The sequence below is a fragment of the Vogesella sp. AC12 genome, assembly GCF_024437575.1.
GTDB lineage: Bacteria > Pseudomonadota > Gammaproteobacteria > Burkholderiales > Chromobacteriaceae > Vogesella > Vogesella indigofera.
Genome location: NZ_JANFNU010000006.1, coordinates 154,527 through 173,897 on the forward strand (window position 1 = coordinate 154,527; position 19,371 = coordinate 173,897).

General features: G+C 61.6%; 20 protein-coding genes. 8 read left to right on the forward strand and 12 right to left on the reverse strand.

Annotated elements, in window-relative coordinates; translation table 11 throughout:
• Nucleotides 1-121 precede the first annotated feature (121 nt).
• Nucleotides 122-1,789 (forward strand): energy-dependent translational throttle protein EttA, encoded by a 1,668-nt coding sequence (ettA, locus tag NOM55_RS11480; RefSeq protein WP_047966222.1) that lies wholly within the window; start codon nucleotides 122-124, stop codon nucleotides 1,787-1,789.
• A 71-nt stretch (nucleotides 1,790-1,860) separates the two neighbouring features.
• On the opposite strand, the gene NOM55_RS11485 is transcribed toward ettA, so the two are convergent.
• Together NOM55_RS11485 and NOM55_RS11490 are read right to left on the reverse strand one after the other, a co-directional pair.
• Nucleotides 1,861-2,232 carry a hypothetical protein gene (locus NOM55_RS11485; protein ID WP_255908668.1) on the reverse strand — a complete coding sequence of 124 codons (372 nt, stop codon included), beginning with the start codon at nucleotides 2,230-2,232 and terminating at the stop codon, nucleotides 1,861-1,863.
• An 823-nt stretch (nucleotides 2,233-3,055) separates the two neighbouring features.
• Nucleotides 3,056-3,628, reverse strand: a complete 573-nt coding sequence (locus NOM55_RS11490) for a phasin family protein (RefSeq protein ID WP_047966224.1) — start codon at nucleotides 3,626-3,628, stop codon at nucleotides 3,056-3,058.
• Between the two features lie 372 nt (nucleotides 3,629-4,000).
• Between NOM55_RS11490 and minC the strand changes: the two genes are divergently transcribed.
• From minC to NOM55_RS11510, 4 genes are read left to right on the forward strand one after another with little or no spacing between them, the layout of a single operon-like run.
• Nucleotides 4,001-4,711: a septum site-determining protein MinC gene (minC, locus tag NOM55_RS11495; protein WP_255908669.1), complete on the forward strand. Its 711-nt coding sequence runs from the start codon at nucleotides 4,001-4,003 to the stop codon at nucleotides 4,709-4,711.
• Nucleotides 4,712-4,740: 29 nt separating this feature from the next.
• Nucleotides 4,741-5,553, forward strand: coding sequence for a septum site-determining protein MinD (gene minD / locus NOM55_RS11500; RefSeq protein WP_047966226.1), 813 nt, complete (start codon nucleotides 4,741-4,743; stop codon nucleotides 5,551-5,553).
• A gap of 2 nt (nucleotides 5,554-5,555) precedes the next feature.
• Nucleotides 5,556-5,816, forward strand: coding sequence for a cell division topological specificity factor MinE (gene minE, locus NOM55_RS11505; protein ID WP_047966227.1), 261 nt, complete (start codon nucleotides 5,556-5,558; stop codon nucleotides 5,814-5,816).
• A gap of 4 nt (nucleotides 5,817-5,820) precedes the next feature.
• The gene (locus NOM55_RS11510) at nucleotides 5,821-6,750 is read left to right on the forward strand and encodes a LysR substrate-binding domain-containing protein (protein WP_120812156.1); all 930 of its coding nucleotides are present in this window, start codon (nucleotides 5,821-5,823) and stop codon (nucleotides 6,748-6,750) included.
• Between the two features lie 93 nt (nucleotides 6,751-6,843).
• Here NOM55_RS11510 and fabG read toward each other — a convergent pair whose 3' ends face one another.
• Together fabG and NOM55_RS11520 are read right to left on the reverse strand one after the other, a co-directional pair.
• Nucleotides 6,844-7,584, reverse strand: a complete 741-nt coding sequence (gene fabG / locus NOM55_RS11515) for a 3-oxoacyl-ACP reductase FabG (RefSeq protein ID WP_120812159.1) — start codon at nucleotides 7,582-7,584, stop codon at nucleotides 6,844-6,846.
• A gap of 297 nt (nucleotides 7,585-7,881) precedes the next feature.
• Nucleotides 7,882-9,513: an ABC-F family ATPase gene (locus NOM55_RS11520; protein ID WP_047966230.1), complete on the reverse strand. Its 1,632-nt coding sequence runs from the start codon at nucleotides 9,511-9,513 to the stop codon at nucleotides 7,882-7,884.
• A gap of 170 nt (nucleotides 9,514-9,683) precedes the next feature.
• Here NOM55_RS11520 and dapA point away from each other — a divergent pair, with 170 nt between their 5' ends.
• Together dapA and bamC are read left to right on the forward strand one after the other, a co-directional pair.
• Nucleotides 9,684-10,559 carry a 4-hydroxy-tetrahydrodipicolinate synthase gene (gene dapA, locus NOM55_RS11525; RefSeq protein WP_120812162.1) on the forward strand — a complete coding sequence of 292 codons (876 nt, stop codon included), beginning with the start codon at nucleotides 9,684-9,686 and terminating at the stop codon, nucleotides 10,557-10,559.
• Between the two features lie 12 nt (nucleotides 10,560-10,571).
• On the forward strand, nucleotides 10,572-11,714 hold the full coding sequence (gene bamC, locus NOM55_RS11530) for an outer membrane protein assembly factor BamC (RefSeq protein ID WP_255908671.1): 1,143 nt from the start codon (nucleotides 10,572-10,574) through the stop codon (nucleotides 11,712-11,714).
• Nucleotides 11,715-11,837: 123 nt separating this feature from the next.
• Here bamC and NOM55_RS11535 read toward each other — a convergent pair whose 3' ends face one another.
• Nucleotides 11,838-12,032, reverse strand: coding sequence for a hypothetical protein (locus NOM55_RS11535; protein WP_082133648.1), 195 nt, complete (start codon nucleotides 12,030-12,032; stop codon nucleotides 11,838-11,840).
• A 263-nt stretch (nucleotides 12,033-12,295) separates the two neighbouring features.
• Nucleotides 12,296-13,423: a cupin domain-containing protein gene (locus tag NOM55_RS11540; RefSeq protein ID WP_255908672.1), complete on the reverse strand. Its 1,128-nt coding sequence runs from the start codon at nucleotides 13,421-13,423 to the stop codon at nucleotides 12,296-12,298.
• A 128-nt stretch (nucleotides 13,424-13,551) separates the two neighbouring features.
• Here NOM55_RS11540 and NOM55_RS11545 point away from each other — a divergent pair, with 128 nt between their 5' ends.
• Nucleotides 13,552-14,031, forward strand: coding sequence for a peptidylprolyl isomerase (locus NOM55_RS11545; protein WP_047966234.1), 480 nt, complete (start codon nucleotides 13,552-13,554; stop codon nucleotides 14,029-14,031).
• Nucleotides 14,032-14,062: 31 nt separating this feature from the next.
• On the opposite strand, the gene NOM55_RS11550 is transcribed toward NOM55_RS11545, so the two are convergent.
• From NOM55_RS11550 to NOM55_RS11575, 6 genes are all read right to left on the reverse strand, one after another.
• Entirely contained in the window at nucleotides 14,063-14,767 is a 705-nt protein-coding gene (locus NOM55_RS11550) for a phosphatase PAP2 family protein (protein WP_255908673.1), read from the reverse strand.
• Between the two features lie 29 nt (nucleotides 14,768-14,796).
• Complete coding sequence (prmC, locus tag NOM55_RS11555; RefSeq protein ID WP_255908674.1) at nucleotides 14,797-15,612, reverse strand: peptide chain release factor N(5)-glutamine methyltransferase; 816 nt, start codon at nucleotides 15,610-15,612, stop codon at nucleotides 14,797-14,799.
• Nucleotides 15,613-15,615: 3 nt separating this feature from the next.
• Nucleotides 15,616-17,058, reverse strand: coding sequence for a magnesium transporter (gene mgtE / locus NOM55_RS11560; protein WP_047966236.1), 1,443 nt, complete (start codon nucleotides 17,056-17,058; stop codon nucleotides 15,616-15,618).
• 205 nt (nucleotides 17,059-17,263) lie between these two features.
• The gene (mtgA, locus tag NOM55_RS11565; protein ID WP_120812173.1) at nucleotides 17,264-17,947 is read right to left on the reverse strand and encodes a monofunctional biosynthetic peptidoglycan transglycosylase; all 684 of its coding nucleotides are present in this window, start codon (nucleotides 17,945-17,947) and stop codon (nucleotides 17,264-17,266) included.
• 3 nt (nucleotides 17,948-17,950) lie between these two features.
• Nucleotides 17,951-18,772: a shikimate dehydrogenase gene (gene aroE / locus NOM55_RS11570; protein WP_255908675.1), complete on the reverse strand. Its 822-nt coding sequence runs from the start codon at nucleotides 18,770-18,772 to the stop codon at nucleotides 17,951-17,953.
• A gap of 100 nt (nucleotides 18,773-18,872) precedes the next feature.
• Nucleotides 18,873-19,322, reverse strand: coding sequence for a rhodanese-like domain-containing protein (locus tag NOM55_RS11575; protein ID WP_047966239.1), 450 nt, complete (start codon nucleotides 19,320-19,322; stop codon nucleotides 18,873-18,875).
• Nucleotides 19,323-19,371 lie beyond the last annotated feature (49 nt).

Genomic DNA, 19,371 nt, shown 5'->3' on the forward strand with positions numbered 1-19,371 from the left:
GGGGCGCTGGTGTAGGGCGCCGGGGCGCCCAAGGGGCCCCCCACGGCACGGACACGCCGAATTTGCTACACTTCCCCGGTTAATCTCCCTATCGCAATCCAGCAGGAATCAAGCACACCCTATGGCTCAATACGTGATGTCCATGCTCCGCGTGAGCAAGATCGTTCCCCCGAAACGCCAGATCATCAAGGACATTTCGCTGTCCTTCTTCCCCGGTGCCAAGATCGGCCTGCTCGGCCTCAACGGCGCCGGCAAATCCACCGTGCTGCGTATCATGGCCGGTGTCGACAAAGAATACGACGGCGAGGTGCAGCATCTGGCCGGCGTCAAGATCGGCTACCTGGAGCAGGAACCGAAGCTCGACCCTGACAAGACCGTGCGCGAAGAAGTGGAAAGCGGCATGGGCGACGTGATGGGCGCGCAGAAGCGGCTGGAAGAGGTATACGCCGCCTACGCCGAAGAAGATGCCGATTTCGACGCACTGGCCGAAGAACAGGCCAAGCTGGAAGCCATCATCTCCGCCGGCGCCGGCGACAACGTGCAGCTGCAGCTGGAACTGGCTGCCGACGCGCTGCGCCTGCCGCCGTGGGATGCCAAGATCGGCCCGCTGTCCGGCGGTGAAAAACGCCGCGTGGCACTGTGCAAGCTGCTGCTGTCGCAGCCGGACATGCTGCTGCTGGACGAACCGACCAACCACCTCGACGCCGAATCGGTGGAGTGGCTGGAGCAGTTCCTGGTGCGCTTCCCCGGCACCGTGGTCGCCGTCACCCACGACCGCTACTTCCTCGACAACGCCGCCGAATGGATCCTGGAGCTGGACCGCGGCGAAGGCATCCCGTGGAAAGGCAACTACTCCAGCTGGCTGGAGCAGAAGGAAGCGCGCCTGGAACTGGAAAGCAAGCAGGAAGGCGCGCGCATGAAGGCGATGAAGCAGGAGCTGGAGTGGGTACGCCAGAACCAGAAAGGTCGCCAGGCCAAATCCAAGGCCCGTCTGGCCCGCTTCGAAGAGCTGTCCAGCTTTGAACACCAGAAGCGCAACGAGACCCAGGAAATCTTCATCCCGGTGGCCGAACGCCTCGGTAACGAAGTGATCGAATTCGACGGCGTGTCGAAAGGCTTCGGCGACCGCCTGCTGATCGACAACCTGTCGTTCAAGGCGCCACCGGGTGCCATTGTCGGCATCATCGGCCCCAACGGCGCCGGTAAGTCGACGCTGTTCAAGATGATTGCCGGCAAGGAACAGCCGGACAGCGGCACGGTGAAGATCGGCCAGACGGTGCAGATGGCCTTCGTCGAGCAGCATCGCGACACGCTGGAAGGCGACAAGACGGTGTTCGACGACGTCTCCGGCGGCCTCGACATCCTCAACGTTGGCCGCTTCGAGATGTCCAGCCGCGCCTACCTCGGCCGCTTCAACTTCAAGGGCGGCGACCAGCAGAAGAAGGTCGGCATGCTGTCCGGCGGCGAACGCGGCCGCCTGCACCTGGCCAAGACCCTGCTCAAGGGCGGCAACGTACTGCTACTCGACGAACCGTCCAACGACCTGGACGTGGAAACCCTGCGCGCGCTGGAAGACGCGCTGCTGGAATTCGCCGGCACCGTGTTCGTGATCTCCCACGACCGCTGGTTCCTCGACCGTATCGCTACCCACATCCTGGCAGCCGAAGGCGAATCGCAGTGGACCTTCTTTGACGGCAACTATCAGGAATACGAAGCCGACAAGAAGAAACGCCTCGGCGAAGAAGGTGCCAAGCCGAAGCGCATCCGCTACAAGCCTATCGTGCGCTAAGCGCGATTTCGGCTGGCAGCAGTCGCAAAAAAACCCCGGTTGCAACAACCGGGGTTTTTTCATGTTGTGGCTTACGCCACCATGTACGGTGCATCACCACCTTCGCGACGCGCCACCATGTACGGGGCGTCACCGCCTTCACGACGGGCCACCATGTACGGGGCGTCACCACCTTCACGACGGGCCACCATGTACGGTGCGTCACCACCTTCGCGACGAGCCACCATGTACGGGGCGTCACCGCCTTCGCGACGAGCCACCATGTACGGGGCGTCACCACCTTCGCGACGCGCCACCATGTACGGGGCATCACCGCCTTCGCGACGGGCCACCATGTACGGGGCGTCACCACCTTCGCGACGCGCCACCATGTACGGGGCGTCACCGCCTTCTCGACCTGCAATCATGTATGGAGCATCGCCGCCATCACGTTTCGCAGTCATCTCTACATCTTGCTGCTGCACAGCAGCAGGGGCAGCGTAAACCGGAGCAACAACACTAGCCAGCACAACAGCGATAGAGGTAATTAGCAGCTTTTTCATGATCAATATCCTTTTATTTAAATTGGTAGCTTTGATTGTTTCAGCATTTGATTCGAATAATTTGTACAGCTATTTTGTGGTGCTAGTAACAACGGGCTTCAGGTCAACCAGCAACGGCAACGACAACAGAAGCAATGCTGTAACTATACGACTGGTCTAATTCGATTAATAGCGAAGTAAACTGAATGTCTTGTTCAGATTTTGCGAACTAGTCGGATCTGGCATCAGCAGGCAGCAGTGGCCCGCTTTGCAATGCAGCAACGATGATATTAAGGAAGACGGTAGAAGTAGCTGGGCGAGTGCTTGCCGTCGCGTCGGATACGCGAAACCGCAACTGAAGAGGCGGCACTGTGGCCAACGTTGGCCGCAATGCAAAAAGCCCGCGCAGCGCAGCACGGGCTTATGGCAGACAAAAAAAAGGGGTACGGCCCACCACCGTACCCCAAACACACACATCAAGAGGAAAAGCGTCGTTTGTCTGTCAGCGCCAAATCATCCCTGATCCGACACCTTGCTTGCTCGCCACAGGCAAACTCAGATCAACGGCGCCGCTTGCCGGCACCGCTCATCTCATACCGAGAGCATAGCCGGTGGTGGCAATCGTGCTTTGACGCACGTCAAGCACGGCACAGTGCTGCCGCCAGCGGCCAATAGAAAGGCAGAAACGAAAAAACCTCCCGTGCTAGCACGGGAGGTTTCACTCAAACAGAATGATGCGTGTCGATCAGGCAGAAGCGGACGGCGTCGCCTTGCGGGTGCGGCTGACCGCAGCACTGGCTGCCTTGGCCGAGGTTTCGGCCGCTTCAACGCTGGCTTCGGCAAACTCGGAACCGACTTTCTTGGCGGTCTTGGCAGCGCTTTCGAAGGCGGCGTTGCTGGAAGTCACGATGTTCTTCAGCGCCTGTACCGCAGCGTCGGAACCGGTCGGCGCGTTTTTCGCCAGACGGTCGATCACATCCAGGACGTTCTTGTTGGTTTCGGCAACCTGCTCTTCCACGAAGGAAGTCAGCTCGGTCTGGGTCGCCAGCGTGACATCGTAGACTTCACGCGCCGCGGCGAAGGCCTTGTCCAGGCTAGGCTGGGTCAGGCTGGTCTGGAATTCGGCCAGCGCTTTCGGATCCTTGATCGCCGACAGCTGTTTCAGCGTCTGGGCGTTCTCGGCCAGCAGCTTGCGCGACATTTCCAGCTGCAGGGTTGCCAGGCGCTCGGCGCTGGCCAGCAGGATGCCGGAAAAACGGACGGCTTTGTCGAACTGCGACTGACCGAAAGCGGAAAACTCTTGTGCAGTAGTAAACATGATTAATCCTTTTCGAAAAATGAAACACTCAGCAGCAATATCGTCTTGAAACTCGCCGTTGCCGCATTGCAACAGATTGCATTATTGTGTTGCGCCGCAGCAATGTCAATCATTTTGTTGCAACGCAACATCGCTAAGTCGCTATTTTTACAACAGCAAACACATTCAGCATGGCAGTCATGCATTGCAGCAGTGTGTCCGCCCGGTGACAGCCGTGCGCACCGGCGAGCATCGCCGGCCAGCACGGCACCGGTGTGCCAGCCGTGATGATCTCCGGCACCGGCAATGACACCAGCCTTTGATTGAAAGGCTCAGGACAAAGCGATACACTCCAGCCATAAAATAAATCTATCTATCCGGCGATAAAATCCAATGAGTTCTGCGGCCAACCTTTTCGATATCAAATCCGCCAGTCTTGACCTGCTGGCCATCGTGCTACGCAGCACCGACCTGCCCGCCCTGCAAGCCGCCATCCAGCAACGTTTCAACAGCCACGAGCCCGAGCCGTTCGTGCTGGACATCGAGCAGCTGCCGGCGCCGGATAGCGACACGCTGGCCCCGGTCTGCGCCATGCTGCAGCAGCACGGCCTGCGCATCGCCGCCGTCCGTCACCGCGACGCGCAATACGCCGCCCTCGCCCATCGCCTCGGTTTGCCGTTCATCAGCGGCAGCGGTGGCGGCAAGAGCAGCGCGGAAAGCGTCAGCGCGCCGGCAGCGGCGGCACGCGTCGCGGACAGCAGCCTGCCGACACCGACCATGATCATCGACCGCCCGGTGCGTGCCGGACAGCAGATCTACGCCAAGGGTGGCGATCTGGTGGTACTGGAAATGGTCAGCGCCGGCGCGGAACTGATCGCCGACGGCAGCATCCATGTCTACGCGCCGCTGCGCGGCCGGGCACTGGCCGGCGCCCGTGGCAATACCGCGGCGCGCATCTTCGTCAAGAGCATGGAAGCCGAGCTGGTTTCCATCGCCGGCGTGTACCGCACCATCGAACAGGACTTGCCCCAGAGCATCAAGGGCAAGCCGACCCAGATTTATCTCGAACAAGAGCGCGTGGTCATGATCCCGCTCGACAAGTAACCAGCATCGTTATTCCAAGGATCGATATCGTGGCAAAAATCATCGTTGTGACCTCCGGCAAGGGTGGTGTCGGCAAAACCACCACCAGCGCCAGCTTTGCATCCGGCCTCGCCCTGCGCGGCCACAAGACCGCCGTGATCGACTTCGACGTCGGCCTGCGCAACCTGGACCTGATCATGGGCTGCGAGCGTCGCGTGGTGTACGACCTGATCAACGTGATCAATGGCGAAGCCAGCCTCAACCAGGCGCTGATCAAGGACAAGCACTGCGACAACCTGTATGTGATGCCGGCGTCGCAGACCCGCGACAAGGACTCGCTCAGCCGCGAAGGCGTGGAAACGGTGCTGAAGAACCTGGACGAGATGGGCTTCGAGTTCATCGTCTGCGATTCGCCGGCCGGCATTGAAAAAGGCGCGCTGATGTCGCTGTACTTTGCCGACGAAGCCATCGTGGTCACCAACCCGGAAGTGTCGTCGGTACGCGACTCCGACCGCATTCTCGGCATCCTGTCGTCGAAATCGCGCCGCGCCGAAGAAGGCCGCGAGCCGGTGAAGGAACACCTGCTGATCACCCGCTACTCGCCGGCCCGCGTCGACAAGGGCGAGATGCTGTCGGTGGAAGACGTGAAGGAAATCCTGCGCATTCCGCTGATCGGCGTGATCCCGGAATCGCAGGCCATCCTGCAGGCGTCCAACTCCGGCACCCCGGCGATCCACATCAAGGGTTCCGACGCCGCCGAAGCTTACGGTGACGTGGTGGCCCGCTTCCTTGGCGAGGACCGTCCGATGCGCTTTGTCGAAGCGGAAAAAATCGGCTTCCTGAAACGACTGTTTGGAGGCTAGCCATGTCCCTGATCGATATGATTTTTGGCAAGCGCCAGAAAACGGCCTCCATCGCCCGTGAACGCCTGCAGATCATCCTGGCGCACGAACGCGACGGCAAGACCGGCGCGCCGGACTACCTGCCGGCGCTGCAGCGCGAGCTGATGGAAGTGATCTCCAAGTACGTGGCGGTGAACCAGGACGACATCAAGGTGCACCTGGAGCGCCAGGACAACTTCGAGGTACTGGAAGTGAACATCGTCCTGCCGGAACACCAGCGCTGACACCATGACTCTGACCGAACTGCGTTATATCGTCGCGGTGGCGCGCGAGCGTCACTTCGGGCGGGCAGCCCAAAGCTGCTTCGTCAGCCAGCCGACGCTGTCGATCGCGATCAAGAAACTGGAAGACGAGCTGGGGGTCACCCTGTTCGAGCGTGGCGGCCAGGAGGTGAGCGTCACCGAAATCGGCGAACGCATCATCGAACAGTCGCAACGCGTGCTGGAAGAGGCGGAGACGGTGAAGCGCCTTGCCGGCGAGCACCAGAACGAGCTGGCCGGGCCGCTGAAGCTGGGGGTGATCTTCACCATCAGCCCCTACCTGCTGCCCAAGCTGATCCCGGCGCTGCGCATCCTGGCACCGGAAATGCCGCTGATCCTGGAAGAAAACTACACCGCGCGACTGGCCGAAATGCTCAAGCGCGGCGAAGTCGACGCCATCATCGTCGCCGACCCGTTCGACGAGCCGGGCACGGTGGCGGTGCCGCTGTACGACGAAGAATTCGTCGTCGCCACCCCCAAGGGCCATCCGTGGGAGAAGCGCGACGCGGTGCGCTCGTCCGATCTGGCCAGCGAAAGCGTGCTGCTGCTGTCGCAGGGCAACTGCTTCCGCGATCACGTGCTGCAGGCCTGCAGCGAGGTCGCCAGCCGCCAGCACCAGAACAACGGCCTGGCCGCATCGCTGCAGGGCAGCTCGCTCAACACCATCCGTCACATGGTGGCCAGCGGCATGGGCGTCACCGTGCTGCCGCAGACCTCGGTGTCGGCGGCGGACGAAGGCCTGCTGTCGATCATCCCGTTTGCCGCTCCGGTGCCGCAGCGGCGCGTGCTGCTGGTCACCCGCAAGCAGTTTTTCCGCAAGCAGGCGATCCACACCTTGCAGCAGGCAGTGTTCCGCTCCGGCCTCAACGGCGTCACCATGCTGGAGCACGAAGCCTGAGCCGCTTCCCGTAATGGCAACAGGCATGAAAAAAGGTTGGCCGCAATTGCGGCCAACCTTTTTTGCGTGCAGCAAGCTGCCGCAGCAGGCTGCTTACAGCGTCAGGCCACCGGTCACTTCGATGGCGGCACCGTTGATGTAGCTGGCTTCGTCGGAAGCAAGCCAGGCGTAGACGTTGGCGATTTCTTCCGGCTGCGCCATGCGCTTCATCGGCACCTTGTCTTCCATCGCCTGGATCACCTTTTCCGGCATCGACTTCAGGATCGGGGTGGCGACAAAGCCCGGGCACACCGCGTTGGCGCGAATGCCCTTCTTGCCCAGTTCCTTGGCCCAGGTCTTGACGAAACCGATCACGCCGAACTTGGAGGCGGCGTAGTTGGTCTGGCCGAAGTTGCCGTACACACCAACCACGGAAGACGCGTTGAGGATCACACCGGCACCCTGCTCGATCATGGTGTCGACCACGGCCTTGGTACAGTTGTAAACGCCCTTCAGGTTGATGTCGATCACCTTGTCGAACTGGTCTTCGCTCATCTTGATCAGCTGCGCATCCATCACGATGCCGGCGTTGTTGACCAGCACGTCGATGCGGCCGAACTGCGTTTTCAGGGCGCCAACCATGTCGGCGATCTGCGCCTTGTTGGTCACGTCCACCTGATAGCCGACGGCTTCGCCACCCAGCGCTTTCAGCTCTTCCACCACGGCATTGACGGCATCCATGTTGATGTCGCAAACCGCTACGATGGCGCCTTCCTTGATGAATTTCTCTGCAGTAGCCTTACCGATACCACTGGCACCACCGGTGATGATGGAGACTTTCCCTTTCAAGCGCATGATTTTTCCTTTGCTAGGTTGCAGGCAACCCGATTGTCGAACGGATATTCCTCCACCACCGACCTTCGAGATTCAAGTCCCTGTTTTTCTCTGTCTTTTGTTATGGCTTTGACATTGCACTGCGGCATCCTGTTTTGCAACGCACAACATCTTGCGCTGCAATATAGCGCAAGGCTGTCGCCAACGTAAAGCAATCGCTCTAAGAAGCTAACGTGGGCGGCAACGGCTGTTGCGGCCAACCTGCATATAAAAAAACAGGCAGCGCTAGCTGCCTGTTTTGTATGGGATTGTGGGGAATTACTCCAGGCCCTTGCTGGACAGGTATTCCTCGTAATCGCCGGTGTAGTAGTCGTAACCGCCCTTGCCGTCCAGTTCCAGGATCTGGGTGGCCAGCGAGCTGACGAACTGGCGGTCGTGCGACACGAAAATCAGCGTGCCCTTGTACTTTTCCAGCGCCATGTTCAGGGCTTCGATGGACTCCATGTCCATATGGTTGGTCGGTTCGTCCATGATCATCACGTTCGGCTTCTGCAGCAGCAGCTTGCCGTACAGCATGCGGCCCTTTTCACCACCGGACAGCACGCGCACCGCTTTTTCCACATCGTTGCCGCCGAACAGCAGACGACCGAGGGTACCGCGGATCACCTGCTCGTCATCGCCTTCCTGGCCCCACTCGCGCATCCACTCCGTCAGCGTGCGGTCGCTGTCGAACTCGGCTTCGTGATCCTGGGCAAAGTAGCCGATCTGCGCCTTTTCTGCCCATTTCACCGTGCCGTAATCCGCGGTCAGACCTTCCGCCAGCACCGGATCGAAGGCGCCGGCCAGCATTTTCACCAGCGAGGTTTTACCGGCGCCGTTAGGGCCGATGATGGCCAGCCGCGCGCCGGCCTCGAGGATGAAGTTCATGTCCTTGAACAGCACCTTGTTGTCGTAGGCCTTGCTCAGCGACTGCACTTCCACCGCCTGACGGTGCAACTTGAAGCGTTCGTCCATCTCGAAGCGGATGAACGGGCTCTGGCGGCTGGAAGGCTTCACTTCCACCATTTCTGACTTCAGCTTGTCGACCTGTTTCAGGCGCGAGGTGGCCTGACGGGCCTTGGACTTGTTGGCGGAGAAGCGGGCTGCGAATTCCTGCAGGTCCTGGATGCGCTCCTTGGCCTTGGCATTGGAGCTGAGCTGGCGTTCGCGCGCCTGGGTGGAGGCGATCATGTAGTCATCGTAGCTACCTGGGTAGATACGGATGGTGTTGTAGTCCAGATCCGCCATGTGGGTGCAGACCGAGTTCAGGAAGTGACGGTCGTGCGAGATGATGATCATGGTGGAGTTGCGCTCGTTCAGCACATGCTCCAGCCAGCGGATGGTGTTGATGTCCAGGTTGTTGGTCGGTTCGTCCAGCAACAGGATGTCCGGATTGGAGAACAGCGCCTGCGCCAGCAGCACGCGCAGCTTCCAGCCCGGTGCCACTTCGCTCATCGGGCCGAAGTGCTGCTCGGTGGCAATGCCGACCCCCATCAGCAGTTCGCCGGCACGTGCCTCGGCGGTGTAGCCGTCGTATTCGGCAAACTTGGCTTCCAGTTCGGCCGCGTGCATGTAGTCGTCTTCGGTGGCTTCCAGGTTGGCGTAGATGGCATCACGCTCGCTCATCGCCGCCCACATCTCGGTGTGCCCCATCATGACCACATCAATCACGCGCTGGTCTTCATAGCCGAACTGGTCCTGGCGCAACTTACCCAGGCGCAGGCCGTTCTCAATGGCGACTTCGCCACTGGTTTGCTCGAGGTCTCCCCCGAGAATTTTCATGAAAGTCGATTTGCCGGAACCGTTGGCGCCGATCAGGCCATAACGGTTGCCTTCACCAAATTTGACGGAAACCTTCTCGAAAAGCGGCTTGGCGCCGAACTGCATGGTAATGTTGCTTGTCGTAATCACTCGATCATTCCTCAGCCAGTCACTGCATGTACCGGAAAACCCTGCATTTTACCACAAACACCCTCTGCAATCAGGGTGTTGCGGCCGGTACATCTTTGCTTTCGCAGCTGCCTCGGAATTCCGCTACAATCGAACACCATTTAAACCCTTAACCAGAATAGGCAGATCTTATGCTTACCGGTAGCCTCGTTGCGCTGGTCACCCCGATGTTCGAGGACGGCCAGGTCGATTTTGAATCGCTGAAACGTCTCGTAGATTTCCACATCGATAACGGTACCGACGGCATCGTGGCCGTGGGAACCACTGGCGAATCCGCCACCCTGGGCGTGGATGAACATATCAAGGTCGTGGCAGCCGTGGCCCAACACGCCGCCGGCCGCATTACCGTCATTGCCGGCACGGGTGGCAACTCCACCAGTGAGGCCATCGAACTGGCAGCCCTCGCCAAGCAGGCCGGCGCCAGCCATTCGCTGTCGGTAGTGCCGTACTACAACAAGCCGACCCAGGAAGGCATCTACCAGCACTTCCGCAAGATCGCCGAAGCGGTGGAACTGCCGGTCATCCTCTACAACGTACCGGGCCGTACCGTAGCCGACATGAGCAACGACACCGTGCTGCGCCTGAGTGAAATCGGCAACATCGTCGGTCTGAAGGACGCTACCGGCGACATCGGCCGCGCCTGTGACCTGATCAAGCGCGTGCCGCAAGGTTTCGGCCTCTACTCCGGCGACGATCCGACCGGCATGGCCTTCATGCTGTGCGGCGGCCACGGCGTGATCTCGGTGACCTCCAACGTGGCTCCCAAGCTGATGAGTGCCATGTGCCAGGCCGCCATCGCCGGCAATGCCGCCGAAGCGCGCCGCATCAATGACAAGCTGCAAGGCCTGCACAAGTTCCTGTTCGCCGAGCCGAACCCGATCCCGGCAAAATGGGCGATGCACCGCCTCGGTCTGATGCCGGCCGGCCTGCGTCTGCCGCTGACGCCGCTCACCGCCGCCAGCGCCCCCCTCGTCGAACAAGCGATGCAACAAGCAGAGGTGCTGTAACCCGTGAATGCCATGATGAAAAAAGCCCTGCTTACCGGTGTCGTCTCCTCGGCACTGATCTCCGGCTGCGCCAGCAGCGGCCCGGACAGCGCCATCGCCTACAAGTCCGATGCCCCGGCAGCCAAACGCTCGCTGGAAGTACCGCCGGACCTGAGCGCACCGCAACAGCAAGACCGCTACCCGCTGCCGGTGGTCAACAGCAACGGCAACAGCACCGCCCCCGCCGATGTCGCCCTCAACAACAAGGTTGCGGCCAACGTGGTGGTCAGCGCCGACCAGAAAGCCAAGGCGCAGATCGAACGCGCCGGCAGCCAGCGCTGGATCAGCGTGGAAGGCAAGAGCCCGGCCCAAGTCTGGCCACTGCTGAAGGCCTTCTGGCAGGACAACGGCTTCGTGATCCAGACCGAAGAACCGGATGTCGGCCTGATGGAAACCGACTGGGCGGAAAACCGCGCCAAGCTGGGCCGCGACCCGGTGCGCAACCTGCTGGAAAACATCGGCCTGGGCTCGGTACTGTCGACCCCGGAACGTGACCGCTTCCGCATCCGCGTCGAACAGTCCGCCACCGGCACCGACGTGTTCTTCACTCATCGCGGCATGTACGAGATCTACATCAACGAAGCGAAGGATGCCACCCGCTGGCAACCCCGCCCGGCCGATCCGGAACTGGAAGCGGTGTTCCTGTCGCGCTTCCTGGTCCGTCTTGGCGTGGATGAAGCCACCGTCGCACAGAACGCCCGCAAGCTGGAGGCCAGCGCCAATCCGGTCGCCAGCAGCAAGGTTCGCAGCGAAGGCGGCGATATCATTCTTGCCGACAGCTTCGAGCGCAGCTGGCGACGCGTCGGCCTGGCACTGGAACGCCAGGGCCTGGCCATCGTCGACCGCGACCGCTCGATGGGCGTCTACTTCGTCAGCCCGGTGCAGGACGAGGCACTGAAGGCGACCGAGAACAGCAGCAGCGGCATCTTGTCTTCGCTGGCTTTCTGGCAGGACAAGGAAAAAGCAGCCGAGCCGCTGCGCGAGCAACTGCGCATCGAACTGAAGCCGGCCGATGCGGAGCAGACCCGGATCAGCATCCGCAACAGCCAGGGCACGCCACTGTCGGCCAAGCAGCTGCAGACACTGCAGCAGAAACTGCTCAACGAACTGCAGTAAGCCCCACCCGGCAAGCAAAAAGCCCGCAATCGCGGGCTTTTTTCATGCCAGCCAGCGGCACAGCAGCTGGCGACAGACGTAAAAAAACCGGCGCTAGCGCCGGTTTTTCTTGCTAACTCAGAATTACTGAGCAGCGGAAGCAGCTGGAGCGGACGCGTCAGCAGCGGAAGCGTCAACTGCAGGAGCGGAAGCTTCAACAACTTCAGGAGCGGAAGCTTCAACAGCTGGAGCGGAAGCTTCAACTGGAGCCTCTTCTTTTTTGCCGCAAGCGGACAGAGCAACGGCCAGCAGGGCAGCAACGAGGAGCGACTGTTTCATTTGTAAATACCTTTGAAAGCGAGTGTTGAACAAGACGTTTAAACTACTACTTTCTCAAGCAAGAAAAGTGTGATGAGGAAGTAGTGCAGATTTAATCAGTGCGCGAATTGTAGCATGAAAAAATTTGCTGAAAAGGGGGTAAACAATAATTTATTGCGAATATCGGACATGATTCTGCGGCAATGCAACAACAGAATAATTTAGGGTCAAAACAATATACGCACCCCATCCGCCATCCGCAACATTGTAGACAATGTCCTTTTTCAGTTTTCGCCGGCCGGCTGCCACCAGCCAGCAAGGTAACCCTCTAATAATAAAGGCATCATTGACGACGACAGCTGCTGCGGCGACATACGGCGCCGGTTGGCCAACTGTTGCCACGCCGCGACATCGTCCGCCAGCACCGGCAGTGCTTCTCCGTTGCAGTACAGCATGTCATCGGCGTAAAGAATCAGCGTCTTCAGATCCAGCTCTACTCCTGTTGCCGCCACCGCAGCAGCGAACTCGTCTTCGTCCAGCTCCTCTTCCGGCGCCTCGTAGAACACGTGCGGCTTCGGCTCCGTCAGGTAATGGCCGAGAAAATCGGTCACCGTGTGGCGATCCCAGCTGATCTGCGACAGGATGCGGCCAACCTGCTCCACCATGCTGTCGTCCAGCCGTGCCGGCTCCTGCGGCGGCCGCAGCTCGGGGTCGGCATATCTGCCATCAATACAAATTCTGTCCTGCAGGTAAACCAGGAATTCTGTCGCCAACTCCTGCGCGGATGGCGCCCTGAAGCCGATCGAGTAAGTCATGCCCGGCTCCAGCGCCACGCCGTAATGGGCGTAGCGCGGCGGCAGGTACAGCATGTCGCCATGCTCCAGCACGAACTCCTCTTCCATGCGGAAGTCCTTCAGCACCTTGATCGGCGCATCCTCGATGAAGGCCTCATCCTGCTGCGAGGAGATCTGCCAGTGCTTGCGACCGCCGACCTGCAGCAGGAACACGTCGTAGGAATCGAAATGCGGGCCGACTGTGCCGCCGGGCGGCGCATAGCTGATCATCAGGTCGTCCAGCCGGGCATAAGGCATGAAATCGAAACGCCACAGGATGTCGGCAATATGCGGCAGGTGATGGTTGACGTTCTGCACCAGGATGGTCCAGTCGCTTTCCGGCAGGCGCCGCAAGCGGCCGGGGCGGAACGGGCCGCGCTCAAGCGACCACTTGCCCTGCTTGAACTCGATCAGCCGCGACTCGACATCCTCGCTGCGCGACAGCTCGGTCAGCCATGCCAGATCAACCGGCGCCCCGACATCGGTCAGCGCACCGCGGATCAGCAGCGGCTTCTTGTGCCAGTAGTCCTGCAAAAAGGTTTCGGCGGTCATGCCGCCCAACAGATCAATCGCTTTCATGTCAGAATCTCGTTGTGCCATCTGGCAATGGTTTACAATAGGGGATGCCGATTATGACCCTTCATGCCGGCAGCGCCCGGCTCTGGGTCAAACATCGTTATTATTCTTTATCTTTACGGTACCGCCACATGCAAATCGTCAAAAACTCCGTTGTCACCATCCACTACGAAATGTACGACGCTGACAACAACCTGCTCGACAAGACGGAAGAGCCGATCGCCTACCTGCATGGCGGCTACGATGGCATTTTCCCGATGGTGGAAGAAGCGCTGCACGGCAAGAACGTGGGCGAGTCCATCACCGTCACCATGACGCCTGACGACGCATTTGGCGAACCGGAAGAAGAGCTGGTCCGTGTCGAGCCGCTGGACGTGCTGCCGGAAGAAGTCGAAGTCGGCATGATGTTCGAAGCCGACGATCCGGAAACCGGCGACGTGATCCTGTTCCGCGTGACCGACGTTGCTGACGGCAAGGCGGTACTGGATGGCAACCACCCGCTGGCCGGCCTGACCATCCGCTTCGTTGCTACCGTGGCCGAAGTACGCCCGGCATCGGCAGAAGAAGTGGCCCACGGCCACGCCCACGGCGAGCACGGTCACCACCACTAAGCCGTTGCTGACGGACACGACAAAACGGGGCTCAGGCCCCGTTTTTCATTGGCCGCAACAACTGCAATGCGGCCAGCAATGCCAGCAGGTTGAACAGCACGTAGGCCTCGTTCGGTGGCTGGCGCCACAGTTTCCAGCCACTATACAGCAGCAGCACCAGTCCCAGTCCGCGCAACAGCTGCGGCGTCCATGTCCGCGGCCAAGCCGGCCACTGCCGTCGCACGCAAACCCGTGCAATGACCCAGCCCAATGCGGCGCCGACCAGCACATCCAGCGGCCAGTGCACGCCGATGGCGATACGCGACCAGCACACCAGCAATACCAGAGCCATCAGCCCCGCCTGCCACCACCAGCGCCGCCCCTGCGCCAGCACCCCCGCCAGCACCCCCGCCAGCAGCGCGCTGGCCATGGCATGGCCGGAGGGAAAGGCACCATTGGCCGGCAACACGTCCAGCAACTGCACGCTGCCCGCCGGCAATACCAGAAACGGACGCGGCACGGCGAACGCCGCCTTGAGCAAGATGGCGCTGCCGATGCCAAGCAGCACCGCCGCCACCAGCGCCGGCAACAGCTGCGGGCGCCGCTGCGCCAGCAGCAGCAAGGCCGCGATCACCAACGACCACTCGCCGAGCATGCTGAGAAAACGCCACAGCGGCGCCGGTAATACCGCGCCGGCGTGGTGCAACAGCAAAAACAGCGCCTGGTTGCCGCCACTCAGCAATAGCAGCAGCGCCAACAGTGTGCATGTGGCGACAAAGCCGCGACTCACGCGCGGCAGCCCAGCGTCACACGGTCATTGCCGGCCAGATCCGGCAGCGTCGCCACCTGCTGCAGCCCGGCCGCGGCAAACAGTGCACGGCAGGCCGCGCCCTGGTCGTAGCCATGCTCCACCAGCAGCCAGCCGCCGGCGACCAGCCGCGCCGGTGCCTGCGCCGCAATCTCGCGCAGGCAATCGAGGCCGTCGTTGCCGTCGGTCAGCGCCATGCGCGGCTCGAAACGGACATCGCCCTCGTCCAGATGGTGATCCTGTGCATCGATATACGGCGGATTGCTGACGATGGCATCAAACACCGCATCCGCCGGCAGCGGCGCCAGCCAGCTGCCCAGATGGAAGCTGACCGTGGCGCCAAGGTTGGCCGCATTGTGCTGCGCCACCGCCAGCGCCGCCGACGACAGGTCCACGGCACTGACTTGCCACAGCGGCGCCTCCAGAGCCAGCGTCACCGCGATGGCGCCGCTGCCGGTACCGAGATCGACCACCCGCGCACGACGGTTGCGGCCAACCTTGTGCAGTGCCGCGTCGACCAGGTGTTCGGTTTCCGGACGCGGGATCAGCACCGCTGGGCTGACGCGGAACGGGCGACCGTAGAACTCGCGCTCGCCGAGCAGATAGGCCACCGGCTCGCCGGCCAGCCGCCGCTGCGCCAGCGCGGCAAACGCCTGCCACTGCTGCAAGGTCAGCTCGTCGGGGGCGAACGACACCAGCTCGGCGTGACTGAAACCGGTCACCGCCGACAGCAGCAGCCGCGCCTCCAGGCGGGGCAGTTCGAAATGGCGCAAGGCCTCGTTGATCGTCTTCATGGTCTAGAGCAGGAACAGGCTGGCGAGGCCGAGAAAAATGAAAAAGCCGCCGGAATCGGTACAGGCGGTAATCAGCACGCTGGAACCGACCGCTGGATCCTTGCCGAAACGCTCCATCATGGTCGGGATCAGCACCCCCATCGACGCCGCCAGCATCAGGTTGAGGGTGGTGGCCGCCAGCATCACCAGCCCCAGCGAGAAATTGCCGTACAGCAGCCACGCCAGCACGCCCAGCGCCGAGCCCCACACCAGGCCGTTGATGACGCTGACGCCCAGCTCCTTGCGCCACAGGCGCTGCGCCTGCCCCGGCTGCAACTGCCCCATCGCCAGCGCCCGCACGATCATGGTGATGGTCTGGTTGCCGGAGTTGCCGCCGATGCCGGCGACGATCGGCATCAGCGCCGCCAGCGCCACCAGCCTCTCGATCGAGCCTTCGAAGGCGCCGATCACGCGGCTGGCTACGAAGGCTGTACACAGGTTGATCGCCAGCCACGCCCAGCGGTTTTTCACCGAGTCGATCACCGGCGCGAACAGGTCTTCCTCTTCCTTCAGGCCGGCGAGGTTCAGCGCCTCGGTCTCCGACTCCTCGCGGATCACGTCCACCATCTCGTCGACGGTGAGGCGGCCGACCAGCACGCCGTGCTCGTCGACCACCGGCGCGGTGACCAGGTCATAGCGCTCGAACGCCAGTGCGGCATCGGCGGCGTCCTCGTCGGGATGGAAGCTGACCACCTCGGTCGCCATCACCTCCTCCACCAGCCGCTCCGGATCGCACACCAGCAGGCGGCGCACCGGCAGCACGCCCTTGAGCACGCCGTCTTCGTCGACCACGAAAATCTTGTCGGTCTGGCTCGGCAATTCGTCGAAACGGCGCAGGTAGCGCAGCACCACTTCGCAGCTGACGTCCGGGCGGATCTTGACCAGCTCGTAGTCCATCAGCGCGCCGACCTGTCCCTCTTCATAGGAGAGTGCCGATTGCAGCTGCTGGCGCTCTTCTTCGTCGAGGCCGCCCATCACCTCGTACACCACCTGTCGCGGCAGGTCCGGCGCCAGGTCGGCGAGGTCGTCGGCGTCCAGCTGTTCGGCGGCGGCGACCAGCTCGTGCTGCTCCATCGACTCGATCAGCGATTCGCGTACCGCATCCGACACTTCCAGCAGGATTTCGCCTTCATCCTCGCTGTCGACCAGATCCCACACCAGCAGGCGGTCGTCCAGCGGCAGGGCCTCGAGGATGTAGGCGATATCCGCCGGGTGCAACGATTCGAGCTTGTGTTCCAGCTCGACCAGGTTCTGCTTGTGGACGAGCGATTCCACCAGATCATGCTTGGGCATGTCCTGGCGATGTACGAGGTCCTCGACCAGTCGCTGGCGCTCGATGAGGCGCTGTACCTGGTTGAGGTTATCCTGCAGACGATCGGTTGGTTGTTTTTTGTCGATAACCGTCATGCACGTCTCCTGCCGCCCGTGGCGGAGTGAGTGCAATCCGGTAGCAGGCGGGGTTATTGACTAGCCAAAAAGGTAGTGGTGGTTATGAGATAACTGGGTAAGTCCATGCGTTTCAGCTGCGCGTATCGCAGCGATCACGAAAGAAGCCGAAATTGTAGCATGCGAATGTGACAGCCAGCCACCGCGACGGCCGGCCGTCACCGGCTCAGGGAGCGAGCGCCTGCGACATGCGGCGCTGGATGATGCGGGTCTTGCGGGCCAGACCCTGGGCATTGCGGTGGCTGTCGTAGTAGCGCGGATTGGGCACCATCGCCGCCAGCTTAGCCGCCTGTCCGCTCGACAGCCGGGCGGCAGAAGTGCGGTAGTAGTGACGCGCGGCGGCCTCAGCGCCGAACACGCCGTCACCCCACTCGATCACGTTGAGGTAGATTTCCAGGATACGGCGCTTGTCGAGCACCGCCTCCAGCATCACGGTAATGAACGCCTCGTCGATCTTGCGCCACGGTGTCTTCTTGCTGGACAGGAACAGGTTCTTCGCCAGCTGCTGACTGATGGTGGAGCCGCCGGCGACGATGCGCCCCTGCTTCAGGTTCTTCTCGAAGGCGACCTCGATGCCTTCCCAGTCGAAGCCTTCGTGGTCGACAAACTTGGCGTCCTCGGCCGCGATCACCGCCCGCTTCAGGTTGCCGGAGATGCGGTCATACGCCACCCAGCGATGGCGCAGTTCGGCATCGGGATCGTCTTCCTGCAGTCGCGACAGCTGCGCGTCCATGAACGAGCTGCTCGATGGATTGGCATGCCGCCAGTAGACGATATGGCCGAAGATCCACAGGTAATACAAAAAAAGAGCGGTCAGCACGACCGCTCCGATCTTAAGGAACCAGCGCATGACTCAGGCCAGTACCTCGCGCAGCATATTGGTGACCTTGCGCGTGGCCGGCTGGATGTCGCGCCAGATGCGGAACGATTCCGCCGCCTGCTCCACCAGCATGCCGAGGCCGTCGGCCAGCATGCCGGCATTCTCGGACTGCGCGCGACGCAGGAACGGCGTCAGGCCGCGGCTGTACACCATGTCGTAGGCCAGCGAGCGACCGCTGAAGATGCCGGCAGGGATCGGTGGCAGCTCGTTGGACAGGCTGGTCGAGGTGCCGTTGATGACGATATCGAACTGGCGGCCTTGCAGCGCGTCGTAACCGACCGCCTCGATGTCGCCCAGCGCGCGGAACTGGTAGGCCAGCGATTCCGCCTTGATCACGGTACGGTTGGCGATGGTCAGCGCCTGCGGCTGCTGCGCCAGCAGCGGCTGCAGCACGCCGCGCACCGCGCCACCGGCGCCCAGCAGCAGCACCCGCTGGCCGCTAACCGGTACGTCGAGGTTGTCGACGATGTCGCGCACCAGGCCGGTGCCGTCGGTATTGTCGCCATAGATCCGGCCGTCGCGCAGCGTCAGGGTATTGACCGCCTCGGCCAGACGCGCCGCCTCGGTCACCTCGTCGGCAAAGCGGAAGGCGTCGCCCTTGAACGGCAGCGTCACGTTGAGGCCCTTGCCGCCGTTGGCGAAGAAGGCCTGCACCACCGGCACGAACTGGCCGAGCTCGGCAAACAGCTTTTCGTAATTCATGTCCTGCCCGGTGGCCTGGGCGAATTCGGCATGAATGAACGGCGACTGGCTGTGCGATATGGGATTGCCGATCACGGCGTAACGATCAGTCATGATTTACATCTCTTCAGGATAGGAATAAGGCAAAGCCGGTGGCAGCCGCTCGACCAAAAACACACTTTGCCTTGTCAGGCCGGAAACTGCAAGCCGTGGCTCACCCCTGAATCCACGGCAGGCCGTGCGCCTTCCAGCCATTGACGCGGCCGCGATGCTGCTCGGCATCGCGATCGCCCTCGAAACCTTCCAGAATATTGTAAACCTCGGCATAACCTGCCTCTGCGGCCAACCTTGCCGCCTCGTCCGAGCGCGCGCCGGAGCGGCAGATGAACAGCACGGTCTTGTCCTTGCCGACCTGCTGCTGCAGCTGGCTGACAAAGGCGGCGTTCGGCACCATGCCGGGGTAGGCACGCAACTCGACGCGCACCGCCTCCGGAATCACGCCGACAAACTGCCATTCCGCCGCGCTGCGCACATCGACGATCACCGCCTGCGGCAGCGACTGGCGCACCGCCCACGCCTCCGGCGGCGTCAGCGCGCCGCTGTAGGTCAGCCCCAGTTCACTGCCGCGCGACTGTGCTGTTGCCAAAATGGTTTCTACTGTCATGGGGAGGCTCCTGTGTAACGCGCTAATAATGATCAGACCGTTACAGTAA